The organism is Massilia agri (assembly GCF_024753255.1).
GTDB lineage: Bacteria > Pseudomonadota > Gammaproteobacteria > Burkholderiales > Burkholderiaceae_D > Telluria > Telluria agri.
Map to the genome: position 1 here is coordinate 90500 of NZ_JANUHA010000003.1, position 22786 is coordinate 113285.

The window sequence follows — 22786 nt, forward strand, 5'->3', positions numbered from 1 at the left end:
CCTACGAAACCCAATTCGATACAGGGGACCCGATGCCCGACCTGCTGCCCATCCTGACCAGCCTCGCATGGCCGATCGCGCTCGCCGTCGCCTGGCTGGCAGGCGAGTTCGGGCAGCGCTGGACCGGCCTGCCGCGCATCAGCTTCTATGGCCTGGTCGGCTTCGCCCTGGGCGCCTCGCAGATCGGCGTGCTGCCGGCGCCCGATGCCGGCCCGGTCGCCCTGCTGGCCGACGTCGCCTTCGGCCTGATCCTCTTCGAACTCGGCTACCGCATCAACCTGCGCTGGCTGCGCGTCAATCCCTGGGTCGGGGTAGCCGGCCTGGCGGAAGCCCTGCTCACCTTCGCCGCGGTCTACCTGGTCGCCCTCGCCTTCGGCAGCCCGCAGCTGATCGCGCTGATGATGGCCGCGCTGTCGATGGGCACCTCGCCCGCCACGATCGTGCGCGTCATCAACGAGCAGCGCAGCTCGGGCCAGGTGACCGAACGGGTGCTGCACCTGACCGCCCAGAACTGCGTGCTGGCGGTGTTCGCCTTCAACGCCATCATCGGCTTCTGGATCTTCCGTACCTTCGACGCCCTGGGCGAGGCGCTGTGGCAGAGCACGGTCGGACTGGCCGGTTCACTACTCATCGGCGCCGTGTTCGGCCTCGTGGTGCCGGCCCTGCTGCGCACCATCCACAACCCGCGCCAGGACGCGACCGTGGCCTTCGCCCTGGCCACCGTGCTGCTGGTCGCGATCTGCGACGCCGGTACGCTCTCACCCTATATCGCCGCGCTCAGCTTCGGCCTGACGGCGCGCCACCGCCGCGTCGCCTTCAGCAAGGCGCAGCGTAACTTCGGGCCGCTGGGCGAGCTGCTCACCGTGCTGCTCTTCCTCTACGCCGCCTCGACCCTCGACTGGCGCCAGATCGCCACCGGCAGCGCGCTCGCCGTCATCGTGGTGCTGGTGCGCCAGATCGCCAAGACCGCGGGCGTGATGGCCTTCGCCCACCTGTCCGGCGTCTCCTGGCGCAAGGGAGCGCTCACCGGCCTGGGCCTGGCGCCGCTGTCGGTGTTCGTCATCCTGCTGATCGAGCATGCGCGCCACGCCGGCGTGCACGTGGTCGAGGAGCTGCGCGCGATGGCGGCGGTCACGATGCTGCTGGAAGTGTTCGGCCCCGTCATCATCCAGCGCGCCCTGGTCTGGGCGCGCGAATCGTCCACCGAGGCGCCGGAGCAGAACCATGCCGCTTGAAGCCTTCAGCTCCTCCCAGCCGCTCACCTTCGGGGTCGAGCTCGAACTGCAGCTGGTCAGTCTGTCCGACTTCGACCTGACGGCGGCCGCGCCCGACCTGCTGCACCTCTTGAGGCGCAAGCCTTTCCCGGGCAATGTGACGCCCGAGATCACCGAGAGCATGATCGAGATTAACTCCAGCGTGCACTCGTCCTACGGCCCGCTGCTGGCCGAGCTGCTGGACATCCGCGACACCCTGGTTGCGGCCGGCGACCAGCTCAATGTCGGCATCGCCGGCGGCGGCACCCACCCTTTCCAGCACTGGTCGGAACAGAAGATCTCGAGCAAGCCGCGCTACGAATACCTGTCGCAGCTCTACGGCTACCTCGCCAAGCAGTTCACGGTCTTCGGCCAGCACGTGCACATCGGCTGCGCCAACGGCAACGACGCCCTCTACCTGCTGCACGCGCTGAACCGCTACCTGCCGCACTTCATCGCACTCTCCGCCTCGTCCCCCTTCGTGCAGGGCGTTGATTCCGGCTTCCAGTCGGCGCGCCTGAATTCCGTGTTCGCCTTCCCGATGAGCGGGCGTGCGCCTTTCGTCCATACCTGGCAGGAGTTCACCGACGTGTACTTCGCCAAGATGGAGCGCACCAACATCATCAAGAGCATGAAGGATTTTTACTGGGACCTGCGGCCCAAGCCCGAATACGGCACCATCGAGCTGCGCGTGTGCGACACGCCGCTGACGGTGGAACGGGCCGCCGCCATCGCCGCCTACCTGCAGGCCCTGTGCCGCTACCTGCTCACGCGCGCGGAGGCGGCGCCCGTCGAGGACGACTACCTGGTCTACAACTACAACCGCTTCCAGGCCTGCCGCTTCGGGCTGGACGGTGCGATCACGCATCCGAAGACCTACGAATCGCTGCCACTGCGCGAGGACATCCTGACCACGCTGGAGAAGATGATGCCGCATGCGGAGGCGCTGGGCAGCGTGGATGCCTTGCAGCACCTGGCCGAGGCGGCGCGCGAAGGGAGCGACGCGACCCAGCTGCGGCACGTGTTCGAGCGTGAGGGCAGCGTGGAAGGCGTGGTCAATGCCGCCATCCAGCGCTTCCGGGGCGAGCGGCGCATGCGTATCCGCTAGGGTCCGGCACGCCGCAGGATTGGCGGTGGCAGCACGGTAGAATCAAGGCTGAGCTCGTGTCAGGGAGGCACGGCATGTGATCTGCCAGGGAATGGATATTCATGCGCTTCACCGGACTATTTCTTTACCCCGACCTGGGTACCTTCAAGAGTGATTCAGCACGCGCATTCAGAAACCAGACGCGATTCATCTGTCATTACGTCCAGCATTTCCTGGCTGATCGAAAGGTTCAAACCCAGGGCTTCAACCGGATCTGCGTGGTCTGTACAAGCACTGCTTCCGGTTCGAGCTACAAGAATTCTTCCAACACCCTGGAAGTAGAAGTTCCTTTTGATATCGCAGAGTATGAAAGAACTGCAGAAGAAGATCTTCCCGAGTATTTCATTGGCTTGCTCCACACCGGCTTCATGCAGTGCGGCAGGGATGAAGATCTGCCGGTAGAGCTATTTCACGAAGCAATTGAGTCGTTTAGAAAGCTGGGCTACAGAAATCAGTGGGTGCACTCGGCAAGGACCTTTCGTTCGGCTGGACTCGCATGCAGATTGCTGTGTGAACTCGACCTCTCATCCTTTCATCTGATATTGGAGGTCAAGCATGGGGAGAGGCAGGTTTTTGCTCAGGAGATTCTTAGAACCTTGCCGGATGAAGTCGTGTACTCGCATCGATTCCACGATGTCGTGCTGGAAGGACAAGCCTTGATTGTTCGCGACAAGTTTGGCAAATCTCTGTTCGAGTTGCATATCGACGGTGCATGACGGGCTTCATGGCGCAGCCTGGCGATCACAGCGAATGGACCCACCATGCACGTCGCGCGAATCCTGGGGCGCGTCTGTGCGCTCGTGCAACCCGTAGTCGCGCACAACATGTGCCACGCGCAGCCGGTAGTCGCGGAAGATCCCGCTCCTTCCCTGCGCCTGCGCCGCGCGGTGCGCTTCCACATTGCGCCAGCGCGTCACCGCCTCTTCATCGCGCCAGAACGAGAGCGACAGGATGCGCCCCTGGCGCGACAGCGACTCGAAGCGCTCGATCGACACCAAGCCGTCGATCGTCTCCAGCTCCGCACGCAGCCCGGCGGCAATGTCGAGGTAGGCCTGGCGCTGCCCCTCGGCCGGCTCGACCTCGAAGATCACGGCAATCATGACAACGCCTCGCGCCCCAGCGTACCCTCGACCACTTCCGTGAAGGTGCGCCATTCGCGCAGGATGAAGCGCTGTTCCTGCGCCAGCGCGAAGTTGGCGCGGGCTTCCGGATCCGTTTTCAGGCGGCTGCGGTAGGCCTCGTAGGCAGCCAGGCTGTCGAAGGCAACCAGGCCCCAGGCTTCGTCATTGGTCCCCTCGTGCGGCAGGAAGTAGCCCACTAGGCGTCCACCCAGGCGCGGAATGATGCGCCCCCAGTTCTCGCTGTAGCGCCGGAAGTTCTCGCGTTGGAAGGGATCGATCTGGTAGCGGATGAAGCAGGTGATGGTCATGCGAACTCCTCGTGTGAATGGATGCGGCCATTCTGGACGTTTGCATGCCCGGATGCTTCGGCTAAGATCGAAGCATGGGACCGAATATCACCACCATCGCCGCGCTCGTCGGCGACACCGCACGCGGCCAGGTCTTGAGCGCACTCATGGCCGGCCGCGCCCTCACCGCCACCGAACTGGCGGACTCCGCGGGCGTCACGCGCCAGACCATCAGCACCCACCTGGCGCAGCTGGTCGACGCCGGCATGCTCACAGTCGAGAAGCAGGGACGGCACCGTTACTTCCGCATCGCCGACGAGGACGTCGCGCAGATGCTGGAGAGCCTGATGGGCGCGGCCGCCCTCGCGCGATCGCCGCATGTGGGCCCGCGCGAGCCGGCGCTGCGCAAGGCGCGGGTCTGCTATGACCACCTGGCGGGAGAACTGGGGGTGCTGGTGTATGAAAAGCTGGCACAGCGCGGCGCCTTCGCGCTGGATCCAGGCGGGATCGCCCTCACGCCGCTGGGATCACAGGCCATGGAAAAGCTCGGCGTGGAGTTGGTGGAGCCCAAGGGGCGCCGTCCCTTCTGCCGCACCTGCCTGGACTGGAGCGAGCGGCGCCATCACCTTGCCGGAACGCTCGGCGCGGCGCTCCTGGCGCGCTTCGAACAGCTGGGATGGGCCAAACGGGTGCCAGATTCCCGTGTCATGGCATTCAGCGCCGCGGGAGAAGCGGCGCTACGGGACTGGCTGGACTGATTCAGCCGGCAGCGACTGGTTTGCCGCCCCATTGGCCTTTCATGAAACGCGCCAGCAGCGGCTGCTTGGCCGGCTGGGGGCGCGGCAGCTTTTCGTCCACCAGGCCGGCCCAGCGCTCGGCCAGCTGCTCGCAGGTAGCGCGCAGCACGGGGTCGATATCCGGCAGGCGCGACAGCGCGCACAAGTGGCGCTCGATCACCGAGGCCAGCTTCACGCAGGGCTGCTCGCCGTCGCCGCGTGCGGTGTAATGCGACATCAGGTGCAGCAGCGAGGCCACCAGCATCACGTCCTGGCTGCGCGGCTCCTGCGGGGTCGAGGCCGGGTCTGCGAAAGGAATAGTCATACACACGTCTCCTGAACGGTCGCCAATCAAATGAGAATCATTCTCATTCAATTATTGTCCGGTCATCGGACGAAAGCAAGCGTTTTCGGCAAACGTGTTCGAGGTGAAACAAACTCCGGAGATCAGAGCCGCGTCTCGCGCGCGGCGCGCAGGAACTCGTCCAGCACCGGCGTGCAGTCCAGCAGCTCGGTGCCGCCGGCGCGGTGGAATTCCGGATGCCATTGCAGGCCCATCACGAAATCGGCGCGTTCGTAGCGGATCGCCTCGACGATGCCGTCCGGCTCGGAATAGGCTTCGACGCGGATGTCGCGCCCCAGCTCCTTGACCGCCTGGTGGTGGATGGAGTTGACGATGGGCCGCTCGACGTGGCCGAACATCCTGCCGAGCGTGGAGCCGGCAGGGAAGCGGACGGCGTGGCGGTGGGCATCGTAGATGTCGTGCACATGGGCCAGCGCTTCCGGGACGTTGGTGGCGACGTCCTGGTAGAGCGTGCCCCCGAAAGCGACATTGATCAGCTGGCAGCCGCGGCAGACGCCCAGCACCGGCTTGCCTGCGTCGACGAATTCGTGCAACAGCTCGAGCTCGTAGACGTCGCGGGCGCGGTCACCGCTCCATTCGGGCCGGGTCGGTACTTCGGAATAGGTTTGCGGCGCCACGTCCGCCCCGCCCTGCAGCACCAGGCCGTCGAGGTGGCGCGCGTAATGGCGGAGGGTGATGTTGCTGGGGTGGAGCAGCCCATTGGTATTCACCGTCGGGATCATGAAGACCAGCACGTCGCGCGACATCACCCACTGGGCGATCGATTCCTCGAGATACTGGAGATTCTTGCTGAGCAGGCCCCGGGCGCCGGGTTCGGGGTGGAAAATGCGCGCCGACACGCCGATGTGCAGCGTGCGGTTCATGAAGTCGCGGTTAAAGCGCTCCCGCACGGCGCGCCAACGCGAGCTCATGACCCGGCCCACCAGCGCCAGCGGCGTATCACCGTCGCGCAGGTACTTGGCATACCCGCGTACGGTCTGCCCCTGGGTCGCGCGCCGGTCAGGCACTCTTACCGGCGTATCGGGACGCTTTTCGATCGGGGGGCCGGACGCTTCCTTGACTGTTTTTTTTTGCTCTTCCACCATGACACCAATATAGCCGCGTCACGGCAGCGCACGATTCGAATTTGTTACAAATTCCCGGTCTCCTCCGCCAGGCGTTGTGAAAACGGCAGCTTGCGGGAATTCCAATTTCGGTTAATACTGTATGCAATTACAGTAGTTTTTCAGGCAGGCAGGGCCAGCAGCTTCTGGAAGGTCGCCACCAGGTGACGGTCCGCCACGGGCTTGTCGAGCAGGCCGCGCACGCCGGCATCGCGGGCGCGCAGGCTGTCGTACTTGAACGATTGCCCGACAAGAAAGAGCACGGCGGTCCGCCCTGCCCCTTCCTGGGACTTGATGGCGCTGCTCAGGCTATACGGTTCGATGCCGGGCGCGCAGGTGTTGATCATGACCAGGGAGACCGGGGTTTCGTCGCACAGGCGCACGGCGGCGCGGCAGCTGTCGGTCCACTCGACCGGCCGGGCGCTGCCGGGCAAGCCGGCGCCGGGGCGGTTGCCGTTGCCGAGGCCGGCGTCGTAAGCGGCGCCGAGCTTGCCGTGCACCACGCGCGCCACGTGGTCGCGGAAGGCGCCGCCCTTGTCGATGATGAGCACCGCGCCGTCCGGCGGCCCCTGGCGCATGCGCTGGTAATAGGCCGGGGCCTCGGTATCCGGCCCCAGCCGAGGCCTTCGGCGGCGCTCCGGCAGGCTGCATTGCCCGCTGGCGGCCAGCGCGGCCTGCGCCTGCACCCGGGCGTCGAGCAGTTCGGCCAGGGTCGTGCAAAGTCGGCTTGGGTCGACCGGGCGCGGCAGGGTACGCAGGCAGCTGGCGCCGTCGCCGCCGATCAGGAGAATGGGCTGCAGGGCGCCGGGCGGCAGGCAAGACAAGCGCGCCAGGGCGGCGGGGTTGCCGCCATCGGCGATATACAGGTCGGGTTCTTGCAAACTGTCGTCGTGCAGGCAAAAATACGACGGCCCTGTCGCAGGGGCTTGCGCGAGCAGGTGTTCCAGTTGCGCGCATTCAGCCGGCGCGAACCCGACCAGGCGGATGGTGAACGGATATCTGGGTGCGTGCATCGCTCTTCCAGCCTTTCCTTGGGGGCAGCCGAAAAACCTGCTGCGCGCGGCATGCCGCCCGCGACGGTTTTTAAGCTGCCCTTGGCATCTTCCTGACCATATCGTTTTAATCTAGCACAATGGTGCGGACTAACAAGCACAGTTGGATCGCTTGAAAAGATCAAAATTTTCCGCGCGACAAGATAGAATGCGCAAGCATCGAATTTAAGAATATCAGCATGGCTTCCAAGAAACCCGCATCCGACTACAGCGAATCATCCATCCGCGTCCTCAAGGGACTCGAACCCGTGAAACAGCGTCCGGGCATGTATACCCGGACCGAAAATCCGCTGCACATCATCCAGGAAGTGATCGACAACGCCTCCGACGAGGCGCTGGGCGGGCACTGCAAGAACATCGCCGTGACGCTCAATACGGACGGCTCGGTCACGGTCGAAGACGACGGCCGCGGCATCCCGGTTGGACTGCACCCGGAAGAAAACGTGCCGACCGTCGAGATCGTCTTTACCCGCCTGCACGCGGGCGGCAAGTTCGACAAGGGCTCGGGCGGCGCCTATGCCTTCTCGGGCGGCCTGCACGGCGTCGGCGTCTCGGTCACCAACGCGCTGTCGACGCGCCTGGAAATCACCGTCTGGCGCAAGGATGACGACGGCAATGGCGTGCACGACCTGGCCTTCGAGAACGGCGATCTGGTCGAGCCCCTGAGCTCGCGCCCGGCTGAACGCGGCGGCAAGAAGAACGGCACCCGCGTCACCGCCCGTCCCGATCCAAAATATTTCGATTCGCCCGTCATCCCGCTGGGCGACATGCAGCGCCTGCTGCGCTCGAAGGCCGTGCTGCTGCCGGGCGTGACCGTCACGCTCACCAATGCCAAGACCGGCGACGTCCAGACCTGGCGCTACGACGAAGGCCTGCGCGGCTACCTCACCGAAGCGCTGGCCCAGACCTCGGGTGGCCAGACCGTGATCCCGCTGTTCGAGGGCGCGCAGTACGCGGCCGCCGGCGACGAAGGCTTCGCCGAGGGCGAAGGCGCGGCCTGGGTCGTGGCCTGGACCGAAGAAGGCAGCGTGGTGCGCGAGTCCTACGTCAACCTGATCCCCACCGTCAGCGGCGGCACCCACGAATCCGGCCTGCGCGACGGCCTGTTCGGCGCCGTGAAGAGCTTCGTCGAGATGCACTCGCTGCTGCCGAAAGGCGTCAAGCTGCTGCCGGAAGACGTGTTCGCGCGCGTCTCCTTCGTGCTGTCCGCCAAGGTGCTGGACCCGCAGTTCCAGGGCCAGACCAAGGAACGCCTGAACTCGCGCGACGCGGTCAAGCTGGTGTCGACCTTCACCCGTCCGCCGCTCGAACTGTGGCTGAACCAGCACGTCGAATACGGCAAGAAGCTGGCCGAACTGGTCATCAAGCAGGCCCAGTCGCGCCTGCGTTCGCTGCAGAAGGTCGAGAAAAAGAAGTCCTCGGGCGTGGCCGTGTTGCCGGGCAAGCTGACCGATTGCGAATCGACCGACATCACCCGCAACGAACTGTTCCTGGTCGAGGGCGACTCGGCGGGCGGTTCGGCCAAGATGGGCCGCGACAAGGAATTCCAGGCCATCCTGCCGCTGCGCGGCAAGGTGCTGAACTCCTGGGAGACCGAGCGCGACCGCCTGTTCGCGAACAACGAGATCCACGACATCGCGGTGGCGATCGGCGTCGACCCGCACGGCGTTGACGACAACCCGGACCTGTCCGGCCTGCGCTACGGGAAGATCTGCATCCTGTCGGATGCGGACGTGGACGGCTCGCACATCCAGGTCCTGCTGCTGACCCTGTTCTTCAAGCACTTCCCCGCCCTGTTCCGCAGCGGCCACATCTGCGTCGCCAGGCCGCCGCTGTACCGCGTCGACGTGCCGGCGCGCGGCAAGAAGCCGCTGCAGAAGCTCTACGCGCTGGACGACGGCGAACTGCTGGCGATCGAGGACAAGCTGAAAAAAGAAGGCCTGAAGGAAGGCGTGTGGAGCATTTCCCGCTTCAAGGGCCTGGGCGAGATGAACGCGGAACAGCTGTGGGAAACCACCATGAACCCCGACACCCGCCGCCTGCTGCCGGTCGCCTTCGGCCAGTACAGCCTGCCGGAATCGGCCTCGCGCTTCAATATGCTGATGGGCAAAGGCGAAGCGGCCGCCCGCCGCGCCTGGCTGGAAGAACACGGGAACGAAACGGAAGCCGACATCTGACGTCGCGCCTGCCGAACAGAACGAATAGATCATGACGACGCAAGCAAGCCTCTTCGAACAACAACACGAGCCGTCCGACGACGTCGAGACGCTCACCCTTTCCACCTTCGCCGAGCGCGCCTACCTCGACTACGCCGTCTCGGTGGTCAAGGGCCGCGCGCTGCCGGACGTGTCGGACGGCCAGAAGCCCGTCCAGCGCCGCATCCTGTACTCGATGCACGAACTGGGCCTGGGCCACACCGCCAAGCCGCGCAAGTCCGCCACCGTGGTCGGCGACGTGCTCGGCAAACTCCACCCGCACGGCGACCAGTCGGTCTACGACGCGCTGGTGCGCATGGCGCAGGACTTCTCGCTGCGCTATCCGCTGATCGACGGCCAGGGCAACTTCGGCTCGCGCGACGGCGACGGCGCGGCGGCGATGCGTTATACCGAAGCACGCCTGACGCCGGTGTCGCGCCTGCTGCTCGATGAACTCGACATGGGCACGGTGGACTTCCAGCCGAACTACGACGGCTCCACCACCGAGCCGCGCCAGCTGCCGGCGCGCCTGCCGATGGTGCTGCTCAACGGCGCCTCCGGCATCGCGGTCGGCATGGCCACCGAGATCCCTTCGCACAACCTGCGCGAAGTGGCGTCCGCAGCGGTGGCCCTGATCCGCAACCCGAAGATCACCCACGCCGAGCTGATGACCCTGATCACCGGCCCGGATTTCCCGGGCGGCGGCCAGATCATCACCCCGGCCTCGAGCATCGCCGACATGTACGCGACCGGCCGCGGCTCGCTCAAGGTCCGCGCGCGCTGGAAGATCGAAGAACTGGCGCGCGGCCAGTGGCAGGCGGTGGTCACCGAACTGCCGCCGGGCACCTCGGCCCAGCGCGTGCTGGAAGAGATCGAGGAACTGACCAACCCGAAGATCAAGGCGGGCAAGAAGACCCTGCTGCCGGAACAGCTGGCGCTGAAGCAGACCATCCTGGGCGCGCTCGACACCGTGCGCGACGAATCGGGCCGCGAGGCAGCCGTGCGCATCGTGTTCGAGCCGAAGTCGAAGAACCAGGACCAGGGCGAGTTCATGCTGATGCTGCTTGCCCATACCTCGCTCGAGACCTCGAGCCCGATGAACCTGGTGATGATCGGCGGCGACGGCCGTCCGCGCCAGAAGGGCCTGCTAGAGGTCCTGCAGGAATGGATCGACTTCCGCTTCGTCACCGTGCGCCGCCGGACCGAATTCAGGCTGGGCAAGGTCAACGACCGCATCCACATCCTGGAAGGCCGCGAGACGGTCCTGCTGAACATCGACGAAGTCATCGCCATCATCCGCAACTCGGACGAGCCGAAGGCCGCGCTGATCGAGCGCTTCCGCCTGTCGGACCGCCAGGCCGAGGACATCCTCGAGATCCGCCTGCGCCAGCTGGCGCGCCTGGAAGCGATCAAGATCCAGCAGGAGCTGGCCGAGCTGCGCAGCGAGAAGGAAAAGCTGGAAGACATCCTCGAGAATCCGTCCTCGATGAAGCGCCTGATCATCCGCGAGATCGAGCAGGACGCCAAGCAGTACGGCGACGAGCGCCGCACCCTGATCGAGGAAGCCGAGCGCGCCGTGGCCGAACAGAAGGTCATCGACGAGCCGGTGACGGTGATCGTGTCCGAGAAGGGCTGGGTGCGCGCGCGCACCGGCATCGGCCATGACCCGGCCCAGTTCACCTTCAAGGCCGGCGACTCGCTGCTGCAGGCCTTCGAGTGCCGCACGATCGACTCGCTGATCGGCATCGGCAGCAACGGCAAGTCCTTCTCGGTGCCGGTGGCCGCACTGCCTGGCGCGCGCGGGGACGGCGTGCCGATCACGACCCTGGTCGACCTGTCGGGCGGCGTGCGCATCCTGCATTACTTCGCCGGCAACCCGGAGACCCGCCTGCTGCTGGCGACCTCGAACGGCTTCGGCTTCATCGCCAAGGCCGGCGACATGATCAGCCGGCTCAAGGGCGGCAAGTCCTTCATCACCCTGGACGAGGGCGCCGTGCCGCTGGCCCCGCGGATCGTCAGCGAAACGGCGGGCGCGATCGCCTGCCTGTCCGAGAAGGGCCGCGTGCTGGTGTTCGGCATCGACGAGATGAAGGTGCTGACCAACGGCGGCCGCGGCGTGATCCTGATGGAGCTCGAACCGAAGGAAACCCTGCTGGCGGCGCAGCCGATCACCCAGAAGGGCGTGAACGTCATCGGCACCTGGGCCGGCTCCAAGCCGCGCACGGTGGAGCTGTTCGCGTCCGGCCTGGAGCCGCACTTCGGCAAGCGTGCGCGCAAGGGCAAGCCGCTGTCGGCGAAGCTCAAGGCGCAGGACCTGGCGATGCGGGCAACCGACGCCGGCGCGACCTGATCGCGTAAAACGAAACGCCGGCTCGCGAGCCGGCGTTTTTCATTTCAGCGGATGCTGATCAGTGCTTGGCAGCGGCCTTGTGCACATCAGCCTGCGCTTCAGCACGCACCTGTTCGGTCTTGGCTGCGGCTTGTGCCTTGTCGGCTGCCGCATCGACCTGGGTCTTCAACAGCTTCTCGTCGGCCTTGATCATCTTCTTGTCAGCCTTCAGGTTGGCGTCGGCGATCTTTTCCTCGGCCTTGGCTACCGCCTTGGCGCGGTCTTCCGGATCGGCTTTCGCGACTTTCTCGACCGCGTTGGCGTGGGCCTTCACGGCGTCGGCGTGGGCCTCGGCCTTCTTCTCGTTGGCCTTGGCGACCGCCTTGTTCACTTTCTCGTCCGCCTTGGCGGCGTTCTTGATTTCCTTGGCTTCGGCCTTCACGACTTCCTTCTCCGCCTTGGCTTCCGCTTTCACGACAGCGTCGGTCGCGGCCGGCGTGGTGGTGGTCTGGGCGGTGGCGGCGGTGGCGAACAGGCCGGCGATGAGGGTGGCGATCAGTTTGTTCATGATGGTTCCTTTCCGGTGAGTGGTCACGCAGTGCTGTGCAACCGCGTAATAATTTTTGTCTGACAACGACTCCAGAATAGGCTGCCCTACTGCCCGGGTCTGTTAGCCACCCCACGGACTTCCGGTGACATTTGTAAGCAAACTTTACTGCCGAGCAGGCCCCGCATACAGGTCGATGATCTCGCTCACACCATCCCGGCACACCGGACAGAAGGCTTCGCTGCGGTCGAACATCAGGCACTGCATCGCCGGGCGGTAGTAGCCACTGGCCTCGTAGTTCGCACCTTCGAAGGCGCCCACATCGTGGCGATGCGGCTTGCCCGCGAACAGCGCCTCGGTCGCCTTGAGGTCTTCGCGGAACAGCGCGTTCATCTCGCTCTCCGGGCGATTCGCCGCGCGCAGGGCGGCGCGCTTCTTCTGGTAGGCGCGCGAGGCCTCCTCGTATTCGGCCTTGGGCCAGGGCGTCGGCAACGGCGTGCCCGCCTTCACGTGGCGCTTCCATTTCAGATTCGCCGGGTCGCGCAGCGCGGTGGCATTCGGCTCCCACGGCTCCATGCGCACCCCGCCCGTCGCATAGGCCACCGGCGAGGTGTAGTACTCGTCGGCCAGGCCCGCGAAGTGGTGGCCGAATTCGTGCACGAAGAGGTAATCGGCCCACTCGTTGCCCGCCGCCGCGGTGCTGAACTGGCCGAAAATGCCGCCGCCACCATAGGTCTCGTTGTTCACCAGGATCTCGATGAACTCATAGGGTGCGTGCTGGGCGATGTCGCGCAGCGCGCGGTTGTCCAGGGTGAGCACGTAGCGCTCGCTGCCGAAGATGTCATAGCGCGTGCCGAGGCTCGAGGCGTGGTGCACGCCGGTGGAGGGACGGGTGATACCGGATTCCTTCGTCGGCACCGCCAGCCCCCAGACATTGAAGTCCTTCGCACGCTCCTTGAAGGGAGAGACCGTGAACAGGTGCTTCACCAGGCGCCGCGCGTCGCTTTCGAATTTCTTCAGTTCCAGAGCGGTGTAGCCGTCGCCCAGCACCAGCAGGTCGACCTTGTCGGGCGATAGACCGCTAACGTGGATCGGAACCGGTTTTGCGGGCGCGGCAGGCTGCTTCTTCACCACCTCCTGCGCGTCGGCGTCGACTTCGATGCTCCAGGCCACCGAGAACTGGTTGCGCTCGTCGCGCTTGAGGATGCGCACGCGCACCGGGCGGTCGAATTTCGGGAAGCGCACCGATTCGTGGAAGGCGCGGCTGATGCGGTTCGCCTCTTCCGTCGTGCGCCACTCGCCGAAGACCGTCGAGAAGCCGCGCGAATACAGCAGGTCGCCGGTCTTCACATCCACCACCTCGACGCGGTTCTGGCCGCGGTTGGTATCGTCCAGGTTGCGCGCGGTGTTGCCCGGCCAGGGCAGCGGTTCGATCACGACGCGCTCGAGCGCGTATTGGTCCGACAGGGCGTTGCCGCTGTGGGCATAGTCGACGCGGACGGTGGCCGGCTGGGCGGCATGGGCAATGCCTGCGGCCAGCGCCAGCGCTGCGGCAAGCAGGCGGTAGGAAAGATGGAACATGGACGATCCTCATGAGACGAAGGTCGTCCATTCTACTGCGCCTGGCCTGCCATTCCGGCAATCACCTGGCTGCCGCGGTCTCGGCCTGCCGGTACTGGTACAAGGGCCGCTGCACCACGATGGGCCGGATATCGAGCCGCATGTTGTAGACCGAGTAGGTTTCGGTCAGCAGCGACATATAGCCGACGCTGTCGTTCGTACGCGTGAGCTTGAACTCGAAGCCCAGGTCGGGCTGGGGGCCGTTGGGGCCGTCGAGCGAGAGTCCGATGGCCTCGCGCTGGTCGCTGTCGATCAGCCGGGACATCAGGTCGACCACGGTCGTGTTGCCGAGGATGTCGGCCGAGAACAGCGGTTCGCGGAAGTAGGGTTTCGCAGGATCGAGCTTGTTGTCGATCTTGTCGCTGCCCGGCGTAAAGGCGTGGGTATGCAGGCTGAAGCGGTCGCCGTTGTCCAGGTAGCTCAGGCGCACATTGCTGACGTTCAGGGGCCCGTCCTGCGCCACCGCCCTCGACAGGTCGACCAGCAGGGCGCCCCGGTAGCCGATCACCTCGACCTCGCGCTTCGGCCCGACCACCATGGCGGTGTTCTCGTCGATCCCCAGGCCGATCTTGTAGCCCTTCTTGAGCATGGCCGGCACCATGCGCGCGAAGCGCCCGCGCACCAGGAGGTGCTGGTCGACGAACACGTCTTCGCCGATGAAGCCCAGGCCCGGCGCGATCTCCCTGCCCTCGTCCAAACCCAGCCTCATGGTGGCCAGCACCGGCTTCGGATAGCCGAACATGGTGCTGCTCATGATGGCGGCCCCGGCGCTTGAACCGGCCAGCATGCCGCCACGCCGGTAGAGCTCCCAGAGCGCATCGAGCATACGGGTATTGCCGCCGTCGGGACGCTTGAGCGCGCGCGTGATGCGGCCCTGGTCGCCGCCGGCGAAGAAGGCGCCGCCGGCCGAGCGCACCGCGTCGGCCAAGATCGGATCCTCGGCCGCGGCCTGGTAGTCGGTGCCGGCCAGGCGCACGGCGACCGGCACGAAAAAGGCTTTCGCGCCGTAGGCATTGAAACGGTCGACCAGGAATTTGCCGGCCTTGTCAGGGCTGGCGGAAGCGGAGGCGAAGACGGCGATGCGGGCGCCCTTGCCGCCCGCGAGCTGGACCATGCGTTCCCACACGGCCGCATTGTCGCCACGCAGGGCGCCACCGATGATCACGAGATGCCCCTTGGGCGAAGGGGGGACCTCCACCTTGTCGGCCCAGCAGCTATTACCCGCCAGCAGTAGAAAGGCGAGCAAGGCGCGACGGAGAACCCGGGCGGCGACCTGGAACATGACTGCCTCCTTCTCGATGAGGACTATCGTAAGCCTGATTCGAGAAGGGCGTCGCCGTGTTGAGTATGCTCAGGACAAATATATGTTCGGAAAGTAACGTTCCATCAGCGTCTCGGGACGCTGCGGCGTGGTGAAGCCGAAGCGTTCGTAGAGGCTGTGGCAATCGGTCGTGGCGAGCGTGAAGCGGCGCAGTTTCTGCAGGCTCGGGTGGCGCAGCACGACGCCGACCAATTGCTTGCCGTATCCATGGCCGCGGTATTCCGGCACCACGAACACATCCACCAGGTTGGCGAAGGTGGCGAAGTCGGTGATCACGCGCGCGAAGGCGATCTGGCGGCCGTCGAGGTAGCCGCCGAAGCACAGCGAATTCTCGATCGCGCGCTCGACCACGGGGCGGGAGATGCCGACCGCCCAGGTGCTCTGCTCGCTCAGGAAGCGGTAGATCATCGGGATGTCGAGCTTCGTCTGATCGGTGCTGACCTGGAAGCTGGAGTCGTTGGTAATCATGGGACCCGTGTCTGGTTCTGGCTTAAAAGTGAATTCTAGCGCCGTTTGCCAGTAATACAACACGCGATTGGACGTCCTTGCGCCATGCGCAATGACGTCCGCCGCGCCCAGCTCAACCGTTGCGCAGGTAGCGCTCGGGCAGCTGGAGCTTGCTGTCCTCGGCGCGCCAGATCAGGTTCAGCACGTACCAGCGCTTGCCGTCGTGGATCAGCTGGATGCTGTTGATGCCGCGCATGAAGGGCTTCGCATCGTCCTTGGCGTGGCGCGCCTCGTAGGTGCTGAACACATGGGCGATCTGGCCGAAGGTTTCGGTGGTGCGGGCCAGCTCGGTTTCAAAAAAGCCCATGGTGGCGAAGGCCTTGGTATTGCGCGAAATATAGTCTTCCGGCGTCAGGCTGCGCAGCACATAGCTGCCGTCCGGGCGCATGCCGACGGCGCCCATCCGGCCCTCGGGCGCGAACAGCGAGCGCATGCGGTCCCAGTCGCGCGGGGCGCCGGCCGGGCCGGAGATCACGTCGTAGAGTGCGGCGACGATCGCGTCGATCGAGGCGACATCGGCGGGACGGGCAGCCGGCAGGCCGGGGGCGGCCTTGGGCGGCGGCGGCGCGATCGCGGTCGGCGTCGCGCCGGGTACCGGTGGCGTCGCCTGCTGGGCCGCTGCCGGTACGCAGCTTGCCGCCGCCAGCAGCGCCGCCGCGCCGAGTTGTGTCAGTCGATTCATGTCTCCCCCTTTGTTGTCATTTAATGAAGCCTGGCCACATCATCACGCATTTCCCCGGGCTTGTCATCCACCACGGATGGGGCGAAGTGGTCCGACCTGCCGGCCAGTTATAATCGTACGATCCCCAACCGAGATTCCACCATGACCGATCAATTCTCCAAGAAAGCCGAGGCCTGGTCCGCGCGCTTCACCGAACCCGTTTCCGACCTCGTCAAGCGCTACACCGCGTCCGTGTTCTTCGACAAGCGCCTGGCGCCCTACGACATCCAGGGTTCGCTGGCCCACGCCGAGATGCTGGCCGCCCAGGGCATCATCAGCGCACAGGACCGCGCGGACATCGAGCGCGGCATGGCCCAGATCAAGAGCGAGATCGACGCCGGCACCTTCGAATGGCTGCTGGACCTGGAAGACGTGCACCTGAACATCGAGAAGCGCCTGACCGAGCTGGTGGGCGACGCCGGCAAGCGCCTGCACACCGGCCGCTCGCGCAACGACCAGGTCGCAACCGACATCCGCCTGTATGTGCGCGCCGCGATCGACGACATCGTGGGTCTCTTGAACAGCCTGCGCGCTGCATTGACGGACCTGGCCGAGCGCCATGCGGACACCATCATGCCGGGCTTCACCCACCTGCAGGTGGCGCAACCCATCACCTTTGGACACCACATGCTGGCCTACGTCGAGATGTTCGGCCGCGACCTCGAGCGCATGCAGGACGCGCGCCGCCGCGTCAACCGCCTGCCGCTGGGCGCGGCCGCGCTAGCCGGCACCACCTTCCCGATCGATCGCCTGCGCGTGGCCAAGACCCTGGGCTTCGAGGACGTCTGCCACAACTCGCTCGACGCCGTGTCGGACCGCGATTTCGCCATCGAATTCACGGCGGCCGCCTCCCTCATCATGATGCACATCTCGCGCTTCTCGGAAGAGCTGGTGATGTGGATCAGCCCGCGCATCGGCTTCATCGACATCGCCGACCGCTTCTGCACCGGCTCGTCGATCATGCCGCAGAAGAAAAACCCGGACGTGCCGGAACTCGCGCGCGGCAAGACCGGCCGTGTCTACGGCCACCTGAACGGCCTGCTGGTCCTGATGAAGGGCCAGCCGCTGGCCTACAACAAGGACAACCAGGAAGACAAGGAACCGCTGTTCGATACCATCGACACCGTCACCGATACGCTGCGCATCTTCGCCGACATGGCGGGCGGCATCACGGTGAAGGCCGAGAACATGCGCTCCGCCGCCCTGCAGGGCTACGCGACGGCGACCGACCTGGCCGACTACCTGGTCAAGAAGGGCCTGCCCTTCCGCGACGCGCACGAAGCCGTGGCGCACGCGGTGCGCGCCTGCGACGTGGCCGGCTGCGACCTGTCCGAGATGGCGCTCGAGAAGCTGCGCGAGTTCTCGCCGCTGATCGAGCAGGACGTATTCGCCGTGCTGTCGCTGGAAGGCTCGGTGGCGGCGCGCGACCACGTCGGCGGCACCGCGCCGAACCAGGTCCGCAAAGCCATCGAGCGCGTGCGCAAGCAGCTGGCTGAATGATGTTCATGGCGGGCGGCCGCGCCGCCCGCCATCCTCACCCTCCGCGCTTGTCGCGGCCCCGCTGCCGGGCCTCCTTCATCAACACCTTCCACTTCCCTCTTTCGGCGATCCGATCCAGCGGCGTCTGCTCCGCGCGCTGCACCTCGCGCAGCAGCTTGCGGTAGTTGCGCAGCCGGTCCGCATCCACCACACCCCGTACCGCGCATCCCGGCTCGCTCTCGTGCACGCAGTCGCGGAACTGGCACTGCTCCGCCAGCGCGGCGATGTCGTTGAAGGACAGTCCCAGCTCTTCCTCGTCCGCATCCGGCTGCCAGGCCCGCAGGCCCGGCGTGTCGATGATGCAGGCGCCGCCCGGGCAGCGGTGCAGCGAGCGCGCGGTGGTCGTGTGGCGGCCGCGGTCGTCCCCATGGCGGGTGCCGCCGGTGGCCTGGCCGCTGCCCGTGAGGGCATTGGTCAGGGTCGACTTGCCGACGCCGGAAGAGCCAAGCAGCACCAGGGTCTGGCCCTTCCCCAGCCAGGGCGCCAGCATTCCCGCATCGTCCTGCTCGGCGGGATGCAGGCTCAATGCCGGCACGTCGTCCGGGATGCGCTGGCGCAGCTGGGCGATCTTCTCGCTAGCGTCGATGCCGATGTCCGACTTGGTCAGCACCATCACAGGCTCGACGCCGCAGGCACGCACCACGGCGATATAGCGCTCCATGCGGCGCGGATTGAAGTCGTTGTCGAGGCCCATCAGGAGCAGGGCCGTATCGACGTTGCTGGCCAATACCTGGCGGCCGGAGGGCGTGCGGCGCGTCAGGCGCGTGGACGGCTCGAGGACGCTGTCGATCCAGTATTCCCCGGCGCTCTCGATGAGGAGCACCCAGTCGCCGACCACGGCCGGCTCCATGTGGCGCAGGAGACGCGCATGGAAGGTGTGCTTGCCGTCGTCGAGGGTCATCGCGTCGCGCTGGGCGGCGGTGACGCGGGCGAGGCGGTGTTGGGCCGAACTCGCGGCCAGTTGTGAAACGAATTGCTGCTTGAATCCGATCCCGTGAAGGGTCGGGAAATCGATGTCGATCATGACGATGTGGTTTCCAGTTCGAGAGCGCAACAGGCGTGCGCAGGCACTGCGCGTTTGGCGCAGCAGGGTCGAAAAGTGGAAGGTCGGCGCGCTATCGCGCCAGGCACATCGCTAGTGAAGCGTGGTGATGAGCGGGCGGATCAGGCGGCCGACCGGAGGGCGGTATCAGGCTGGTTCATGCTTTGTCTCCTCGGATCGGTTGGTGGGATGGCTAGTCTGGCAGCAGCCGGCAAGAAGGTCAAGGGCGCGATGCCGCCTGGCGGTTTGCGCTATGCTGTTTGCCCAGCCCATGACCGGCTCATCAACCGATATCGAGACTCCCGTGACGCCAAGCAATCCTAAAGTCCTCCCTTCCCGCGAGTATGCCGCCTTCCTGTTCGACATGGACGGCACCATCCTTACCTCGATCAAGTCCGCCGAGCGCGTCTGGAGCGCCTGGGCCGTGCGCCATGGGCTCGATCCCGTGACCTTCGTGCCCACCGTGCACGGCAAGCGCACCGAGGACACCATCCGCAAGCTCGGCCTGCCCGGCGTCGATCCGGTGGCCGAAGCCCTGGGCATTGCCCTGGCCGAGATTGAGGACGTGGGGGACATCGAGGAAATCCGCGGCGTGGGACGCTTCCTGGCCAGCCTGCCGACGGACCGCTGGGCCATCGTCACCTCGGCCTCGCGCCCGCTGGCGACCGCGCGCATCGCCGCCGCCGGGCTGCCCCTGCCGCCGCTGCTGGTGTCGGCCGAGGATGTGAAACACGGCAAGCCGGCGCCGGATCCCTTCCTGCTGGGGGCGCAGAAGCTGGGCGTGAATCCGCAGGATTGCCTGGTGTTCGAGGACACGCCGATCGGCCTGGCGGCAGCGGAAGCGGCCGGCATGGACAGCATCGTCGTCACGGCCACCCACACGCATCCGGTCGAGACGCGCTCGTCGCCGGTGCCCGATTACGCGGACCTGCTTGCCGTGCAGCTAGAGAACGGCATGCTCAAGGTGCAGAGGAAGATCGGCCACTGAGCCGACTTGTACTGGGGCGAACGGCACCCACATGAGGCGTATCGACATTCCTCACGGAGGTGCGCATGCACCGCTATCGCAACACGAGCGGCGAATCCGGCGTCGTCGCCTATGACATCGACAAGGACTCGATCACCATCCAGTTCACCGGGGGCGACCGCTACCTCTACACCGAGCGCAGCGCTGGCCCGGAGAACATTGCCAAGATGCAGGAACTGGCCCGCGAAGGCCGCGGGCTGTCCACCTTCGTCAGCCAGCATATCCGCTCGCGCTATGCGCGCAAGCTGAACTAGGGCTCAGGTGCGCTTGGGATAGGGCGTGCCGTCCTTGTGCAAGTAGGAATCGGTCGCGCCGTCGTACTGCAGGTCGATGTCGGGATAGCTCGCCTTGTCTTCCCGGATGCGCGAACCGACGCAGAGGAAGACGCCCGGTCCCCAGCTGCGGTTGATGAGATGGTGCCCGTTCGGCTTTCCACCCGGGAAAGCCGCGCAGTCCCCTGCTCGCATGATGGTCTCGCCCTCGTCGGTCACCAGGACCAGCTCGCCCGACACCATCATCACGAACTCGTCCTCGTGCGAGTGCCAGTGGCGCTGCGAAGACGCGGCGCCGGGCTGGAGCTCGACCAGGTTCACGCCGAACTGGCTCAGGCCGCCGGCATCACCCAGCGCCTGCCGGGTGCGTCCGTCGACCAGCTCGGCGAAGGGATCGGGGTAGCCCGTGCCCTTCACCACGGGGATGCTGCTCAGGTCCAGTCTCGACATGCGGTGATCTCCTGTTGATTCGCGGCAAGAGCGTCGTTTCAGCCGCGCTTCTGTACCAGCGTCAGGATATCGTAACTCGCCACCAGTTCGTCGTTCTGGTTGGTGACCTGCACGTCCCAGGCCACCACGCCCTGCCCCCGCCCCTGTTCGTCCGTGCGGTTGCGGTCGACCTTGCGCTTGCAGGTGAGCCTTGCGCGGATGGTGTCGCCGATCGCCACCGGCGCGACGAAGCGCAGGTTGTCCAGGCCGTAGTTGGCCAGCACCGGCCCCGGGGCCGGCGACACGAACAGTCCCGCCGCCGCCGACAGCACGAAGTAGCCGTGGGCGATGCGCTTGCCGAACTGGGTGTCCTTGGCCGCGATCTCGTCGAAGTGCATGTAGAAGTAGTCGCCCGAGACGCCGCCAAAGTTGACGATGTCGGCTTCGCTCACGGTGCGGCGATGGGTCAGCAGCGAGTGGCCGACTTCCAGGTCCTCGAACCAGCGGCGGAAAGGATGGACCTCGGTTTCCTTGACCGCGCCACCACGCACGTATTCGCCCGTCACGGCACCCAGCATGGTCGGCGAGCCCTGGACCGCGGCGCGCTGCAGGAAGTGCTTCACGGCGCGGATGCCGCCCAGCTCTTCGCCACCGCCGGCGCGGCCCGGACCGCCGTGCTTCAGCTGCGGCAGCGGCGAGCCGTGGCCGGTGGAGTCCACGGCCGATTCGCGCTCGAGGATGTGCACGCGGCCGTGCGAGGCGGCGGCGATCGGCACCGCGTGCGCGGCGATGGCCGGGTCTTTGGTGACGAGCGTCGTCACCAGGCTGCCCTTGCCGCGTGCGGCGAGAGTCAAGGCTTCGTCGATGTCGCGGTAGGTCATCACGGTGGAGACCGGGCCGAAGGCTTCGATGTCGTGGACGGCGTCGTTGACCATCGCGTTGCGGCACAGGAGCAGGGTCGGTGCGAAGAAGGCGCCAGCAGCTACGCCCTCACCCACCGGATTGAAACCGTCGCGGGCACTGAACAGGACTTCGTTGCCGCGTGCGAGCATCTCGACGCGTTCCGACACGTCGCGGTGCTGGTCCATCGAGGCCAGCGCGCCCATGCGCACGCCCTCGACCTTCGGATTGCCGACGGTGATCTTGGCCAGGCGCTCGCGCAGGCGCGCGCCCACCGCTTCGGCATGCTGCTCCGGCACGATCACGCGGCGGATCGCCGTGCACTTCTGGCCGGCCTTGCCGGTCATCTCGCGCGCGACTTCCTTGACGAACAGGTCGAACTCCGGGTCGTCGGGCGTGACGTCAGGGGCCAGGATCGCGCAGTTGAGCGAGTCGGCTTCGGCGGTGAAGGGGACCGCTTCGCGGATCAGGTTCGGGTTGGCCTTCAGCTTGGCGGCGGTATCGGCCGAGCCGGTAAAGGTGACGGCATCGAAGCCGCCCAGGCGGTCGAGCAGGTCGCCGGTCGATCCGATGACGAGCTGCAGCGCGCCTTCCGGCAGCAGGCCGGAGTCCATCATCATCCTGACGGTCGCGTGGGTCAGGTAGCTGGTGGCAGTCGCCGGCTTGACGATGCAGGGCATGGCGGCCAGGAAGCTCGGCGCGAATTTTTCCAGCATGCCCCAGATCGGGAAGTTGAAGGCATTGATGTGCACTGCGAGACCGCCGCGCGGCACCAGGATGTGGGTGCCGGCGAAACCGCCGCGCTTGCCCAGGGCCATGGCCGGGCCTTCGTGCAGGACGTTCGACGAGGGCAGCTCGCGCGAACCCATGCTGGCGTACGCGAACAGGGTGCCGATGCCGCCTTCGACGTCGACCCAGCTGTCCGGGCGGGTGGCGCCGGTCAGGTGCGAGATTTCGTACAGCTCTTCCTTGCGCTCCATCATGTAGAGCGCCAGCGCTTTCAGGCGCTGGGCGCGCTTCTGGAAGTCGAGCTGCATCAGGGCCGGGATGCCGGTCTTGCGGCCATAGGTGACGGCTTCGTCGAAGTCGATCTTCTCGGCGTGGGTGTGATAGATCAGTTCATTGTTCAGCGCGCTGTGCAGCGGGGTGTGCGCCTCGGTACCGTGCCAGCGGCCGGCGATCAGGCTTTGCAGGGTGGCGATATTGCCCATGTCGTTCGTCTCCGTTCTTGTCT

22 protein-coding genes are annotated in these 22786 nt (G+C 66.0%); 9 read left to right on the forward strand and 13 right to left on the reverse strand.

The features are described 5' to 3' along the window. The first annotated feature begins 32 nt into the window (after nt 1-32). The 3 genes from NX780_RS05425 to NX780_RS05435 all read left to right on the forward strand — a co-directional run bounded on the left by NX780_RS05425 (nt 33) and on the right by NX780_RS05435 (nt 3116). Nucleotides 33-1235 (forward strand): cation:proton antiporter, encoded by a 1203-nt coding sequence (locus NX780_RS05425; RefSeq protein WP_258826837.1) that lies wholly within the window; start codon nt 33-35, stop codon nt 1233-1235. Beyond that, nucleotides 1225-2361 (forward strand): YbdK family carboxylate-amine ligase, encoded by a 1137-nt coding sequence (locus NX780_RS05430; protein WP_258826838.1) that lies wholly within the window; start codon nt 1225-1227, stop codon nt 2359-2361. The genes NX780_RS05425 and NX780_RS05430 overlap by 11 nt, the downstream gene beginning before the upstream one ends. A gap of 101 nt (nt 2362-2462) precedes the next feature. Then, nucleotides 2463-3116, forward strand: coding sequence for a hypothetical protein (locus NX780_RS05435; protein ID WP_258826839.1), 654 nt, complete (start codon nt 2463-2465; stop codon nt 3114-3116). A 6-nt stretch (nt 3117-3122) separates the two neighbouring features. Here NX780_RS05435 and NX780_RS05440 read toward each other — a convergent pair whose 3' ends face one another. After that, on the reverse strand, nt 3123-3500 hold the full coding sequence (locus NX780_RS05440) for an antibiotic biosynthesis monooxygenase family protein (RefSeq protein WP_258826840.1): 378 nt from the start codon (nt 3498-3500) through the stop codon (nt 3123-3125). Further along, nucleotides 3497-3829, reverse strand: coding sequence for an NIPSNAP family protein (locus NX780_RS05445; RefSeq protein WP_258826841.1), 333 nt, complete (start codon nt 3827-3829; stop codon nt 3497-3499). The genes NX780_RS05440 and NX780_RS05445 overlap by 4 nt, the downstream gene beginning before the upstream one ends. 74 nt (nt 3830-3903) lie before the next feature. On the opposite strand from NX780_RS05445, the gene NX780_RS05450 reads away from it, so the two are divergent. Beyond that, nucleotides 3904-4566 (forward strand): ArsR/SmtB family transcription factor, encoded by a 663-nt coding sequence (locus tag NX780_RS05450; protein ID WP_258826842.1) that lies wholly within the window; start codon nt 3904-3906, stop codon nt 4564-4566. A gap of 1 nt (nt 4567) precedes the next feature. Here NX780_RS05450 and NX780_RS05455 read toward each other — a convergent pair whose 3' ends face one another. The 3 genes from NX780_RS05455 to NX780_RS05465 form a co-directional block, all read right to left on the reverse strand. Then, nucleotides 4568-4909: a hypothetical protein gene (locus NX780_RS05455; RefSeq protein ID WP_258826843.1), complete on the reverse strand. Its 342-nt coding sequence runs from the start codon at nt 4907-4909 to the stop codon at nt 4568-4570. A 122-nt stretch (nt 4910-5031) separates the two neighbouring features. Continuing rightward, nucleotides 5032-6033: a gamma-glutamyl-gamma-aminobutyrate hydrolase family protein gene (locus tag NX780_RS05460; protein WP_258826844.1), complete on the reverse strand. Its 1002-nt coding sequence runs from the start codon at nt 6031-6033 to the stop codon at nt 5032-5034. Nucleotides 6034-6173: 140 nt separating this feature from the next. Further along, a complete protein-coding gene (locus NX780_RS05465; protein ID WP_258826845.1) occupies nt 6174-7064 on the reverse strand; it encodes a response regulator in 891 nt (296 codons plus the stop codon). 218 nt (nt 7065-7282) lie between these two features. On the opposite strand from NX780_RS05465, the gene NX780_RS05470 reads away from it, so the two are divergent. Together NX780_RS05470 and parC are read left to right on the forward strand one after the other, a co-directional pair. After that, nucleotides 7283-9280 (forward strand): DNA topoisomerase IV subunit B, encoded by a 1998-nt coding sequence (locus tag NX780_RS05470; RefSeq protein WP_258826846.1) that lies wholly within the window; start codon nt 7283-7285, stop codon nt 9278-9280. Nucleotides 9281-9311: 31 nt separating this feature from the next. Then, on the forward strand, nt 9312-11648 hold the full coding sequence (gene parC, locus NX780_RS05475; RefSeq protein WP_258826847.1) for a DNA topoisomerase IV subunit A: 2337 nt from the start codon (nt 9312-9314) through the stop codon (nt 11646-11648). 58 nt (nt 11649-11706) lie between these two features. Here parC and NX780_RS05480 read toward each other — a convergent pair whose 3' ends face one another. The 5 genes from NX780_RS05480 to NX780_RS05500 all read right to left on the reverse strand — a co-directional run bounded on the left by NX780_RS05480 (nt 11707) and on the right by NX780_RS05500 (nt 16304). After that, a complete protein-coding gene (locus NX780_RS05480; protein ID WP_258826848.1) occupies nt 11707-12195 on the reverse strand; it encodes a hypothetical protein in 489 nt (162 codons plus the stop codon). A 144-nt stretch (nt 12196-12339) separates the two neighbouring features. Further along, nucleotides 12340-13755 (reverse strand): IgA Peptidase M64, encoded by a 1416-nt coding sequence (locus NX780_RS05485; RefSeq protein WP_258826849.1) that lies wholly within the window; start codon nt 13753-13755, stop codon nt 12340-12342. 61 nt (nt 13756-13816) lie between these two features. Beyond that, on the reverse strand, nt 13817-15076 hold the full coding sequence (locus NX780_RS05490) for a cyanophycinase (RefSeq protein WP_258826850.1): 1260 nt from the start codon (nt 15074-15076) through the stop codon (nt 13817-13819). 69 nt (nt 15077-15145) lie between these two features. Beyond that, nucleotides 15146-15583: a GNAT family N-acetyltransferase gene (locus tag NX780_RS05495; RefSeq protein WP_258826851.1), complete on the reverse strand. Its 438-nt coding sequence runs from the start codon at nt 15581-15583 to the stop codon at nt 15146-15148. Nucleotides 15584-15695: 112 nt separating this feature from the next. Further along, a complete protein-coding gene (locus NX780_RS05500; protein ID WP_258826852.1) occupies nt 15696-16304 on the reverse strand; it encodes a hypothetical protein in 609 nt (202 codons plus the stop codon). 141 nt (nt 16305-16445) lie between these two features. Here NX780_RS05500 and argH point away from each other — a divergent pair, with 141 nt between their 5' ends. Further along, complete coding sequence (gene argH / locus NX780_RS05505; RefSeq protein WP_258826853.1) at nt 16446-17843, forward strand: argininosuccinate lyase; 1398 nt, start codon at nt 16446-16448, stop codon at nt 17841-17843. 34 nt (nt 17844-17877) lie between these two features. Here argH and rsgA read toward each other — a convergent pair whose 3' ends face one another. Beyond that, entirely contained in the window at nt 17878-18906 is a 1029-nt protein-coding gene (gene rsgA / locus NX780_RS05510) for a ribosome small subunit-dependent GTPase A (RefSeq protein WP_258826854.1), read from the reverse strand. A 289-nt stretch (nt 18907-19195) separates the two neighbouring features. Between rsgA and NX780_RS05515 the strand changes: the two genes are divergently transcribed. Together NX780_RS05515 and NX780_RS05520 are read left to right on the forward strand one after the other, a co-directional pair. Next, nucleotides 19196-19912 (forward strand): HAD-IA family hydrolase, encoded by a 717-nt coding sequence (locus NX780_RS05515; RefSeq protein ID WP_258826855.1) that lies wholly within the window; start codon nt 19196-19198, stop codon nt 19910-19912. 65 nt (nt 19913-19977) lie between these two features. Further along, nucleotides 19978-20205: a hypothetical protein gene (locus NX780_RS05520; protein WP_258826856.1), complete on the forward strand. Its 228-nt coding sequence runs from the start codon at nt 19978-19980 to the stop codon at nt 20203-20205. A gap of 3 nt (nt 20206-20208) precedes the next feature. Here NX780_RS05520 and NX780_RS05525 read toward each other — a convergent pair whose 3' ends face one another. Together NX780_RS05525 and paaZ are read right to left on the reverse strand one after the other, a co-directional pair. Beyond that, complete coding sequence (locus tag NX780_RS05525; protein ID WP_258826857.1) at nt 20209-20673, reverse strand: cupin domain-containing protein; 465 nt, start codon at nt 20671-20673, stop codon at nt 20209-20211. A gap of 38 nt (nt 20674-20711) precedes the next feature. After that, nucleotides 20712-22763 (reverse strand): phenylacetic acid degradation bifunctional protein PaaZ, encoded by a 2052-nt coding sequence (gene paaZ, locus NX780_RS05530; RefSeq protein ID WP_258826858.1) that lies wholly within the window; start codon nt 22761-22763, stop codon nt 20712-20714. Between the last annotated feature and the right edge of the window lie 23 nt (nt 22764-22786).

Excerpts from the sequence above, each read along its gene's own strand:
- NX780_RS05440 (WP_258826840.1), bottom strand. The coding sequence starts at position 3,500 with ATGATTGCCGTGATCTTCGAGGTCGAGCCGGCCGAGGGGCAGCGCCAG.
- NX780_RS05425 (WP_258826837.1), top strand. The coding sequence starts at position 33 with ATGCCCGACCTGCTGCCCATCCTGACCAGCCTCGCATGGCCGATCGCG.
- paaZ (WP_258826858.1), bottom strand. The coding sequence starts at position 22,763 with ATGGGCAATATCGCCACCCTGCAAAGCCTGATCGCCGGCCGCTGGCAC.
- NX780_RS05430 (WP_258826838.1), top strand. The coding sequence starts at position 1,225 with ATGCCGCTTGAAGCCTTCAGCTCCTCCCAGCCGCTCACCTTCGGGGTC.
- NX780_RS05480 (WP_258826848.1), bottom strand. The coding sequence starts at position 12,195 with ATGAACAAACTGATCGCCACCCTCATCGCCGGCCTGTTCGCCACCGCC.
- NX780_RS05455 (WP_258826843.1), bottom strand. The coding sequence starts at position 4,909 with ATGACTATTCCTTTCGCAGACCCGGCCTCGACCCCGCAGGAGCCGCGC.
- NX780_RS05465 (WP_258826845.1), bottom strand. The coding sequence starts at position 7,064 with ATGCACGCACCCAGATATCCGTTCACCATCCGCCTGGTCGGGTTCGCG.
- NX780_RS05520 (WP_258826856.1), top strand. The coding sequence starts at position 19,978 with ATGCACCGCTATCGCAACACGAGCGGCGAATCCGGCGTCGTCGCCTAT.
- NX780_RS05525 (WP_258826857.1), bottom strand. The coding sequence starts at position 20,673 with ATGTCGAGACTGGACCTGAGCAGCATCCCCGTGGTGAAGGGCACGGGC.
- NX780_RS05450 (WP_258826842.1), top strand. The coding sequence starts at position 3,904 with ATGGGACCGAATATCACCACCATCGCCGCGCTCGTCGGCGACACCGCA.
- NX780_RS05445 (WP_258826841.1), bottom strand. The coding sequence starts at position 3,829 with ATGACCATCACCTGCTTCATCCGCTACCAGATCGATCCCTTCCAACGC.
- NX780_RS05500 (WP_258826852.1), bottom strand. The coding sequence starts at position 16,304 with ATGAATCGACTGACACAACTCGGCGCGGCGGCGCTGCTGGCGGCGGCA.
- parC (WP_258826847.1), top strand. The coding sequence starts at position 9,312 with ATGACGACGCAAGCAAGCCTCTTCGAACAACAACACGAGCCGTCCGAC.
- rsgA (WP_258826854.1), bottom strand. The coding sequence starts at position 18,906 with ATGATCGACATCGATTTCCCGACCCTTCACGGGATCGGATTCAAGCAG.
- NX780_RS05495 (WP_258826851.1), bottom strand. The coding sequence starts at position 15,583 with ATGATTACCAACGACTCCAGCTTCCAGGTCAGCACCGATCAGACGAAG.
- NX780_RS05435 (WP_258826839.1), top strand. The coding sequence starts at position 2,463 with ATGCGCTTCACCGGACTATTTCTTTACCCCGACCTGGGTACCTTCAAG.
- NX780_RS05485 (WP_258826849.1), bottom strand. The coding sequence starts at position 13,755 with ATGTTCCATCTTTCCTACCGCCTGCTTGCCGCAGCGCTGGCGCTGGCC.
- NX780_RS05490 (WP_258826850.1), bottom strand. The coding sequence starts at position 15,076 with ATGTTCCAGGTCGCCGCCCGGGTTCTCCGTCGCGCCTTGCTCGCCTTT.
- NX780_RS05515 (WP_258826855.1), top strand. The coding sequence starts at position 19,196 with ATGACCGGCTCATCAACCGATATCGAGACTCCCGTGACGCCAAGCAAT.
- NX780_RS05470 (WP_258826846.1), top strand. The coding sequence starts at position 7,283 with ATGGCTTCCAAGAAACCCGCATCCGACTACAGCGAATCATCCATCCGC.
- NX780_RS05460 (WP_258826844.1), bottom strand. The coding sequence starts at position 6,033 with ATGGTGGAAGAGCAAAAAAAAACAGTCAAGGAAGCGTCCGGCCCCCCG.
- argH (WP_258826853.1), top strand. The coding sequence starts at position 16,446 with ATGACCGATCAATTCTCCAAGAAAGCCGAGGCCTGGTCCGCGCGCTTC.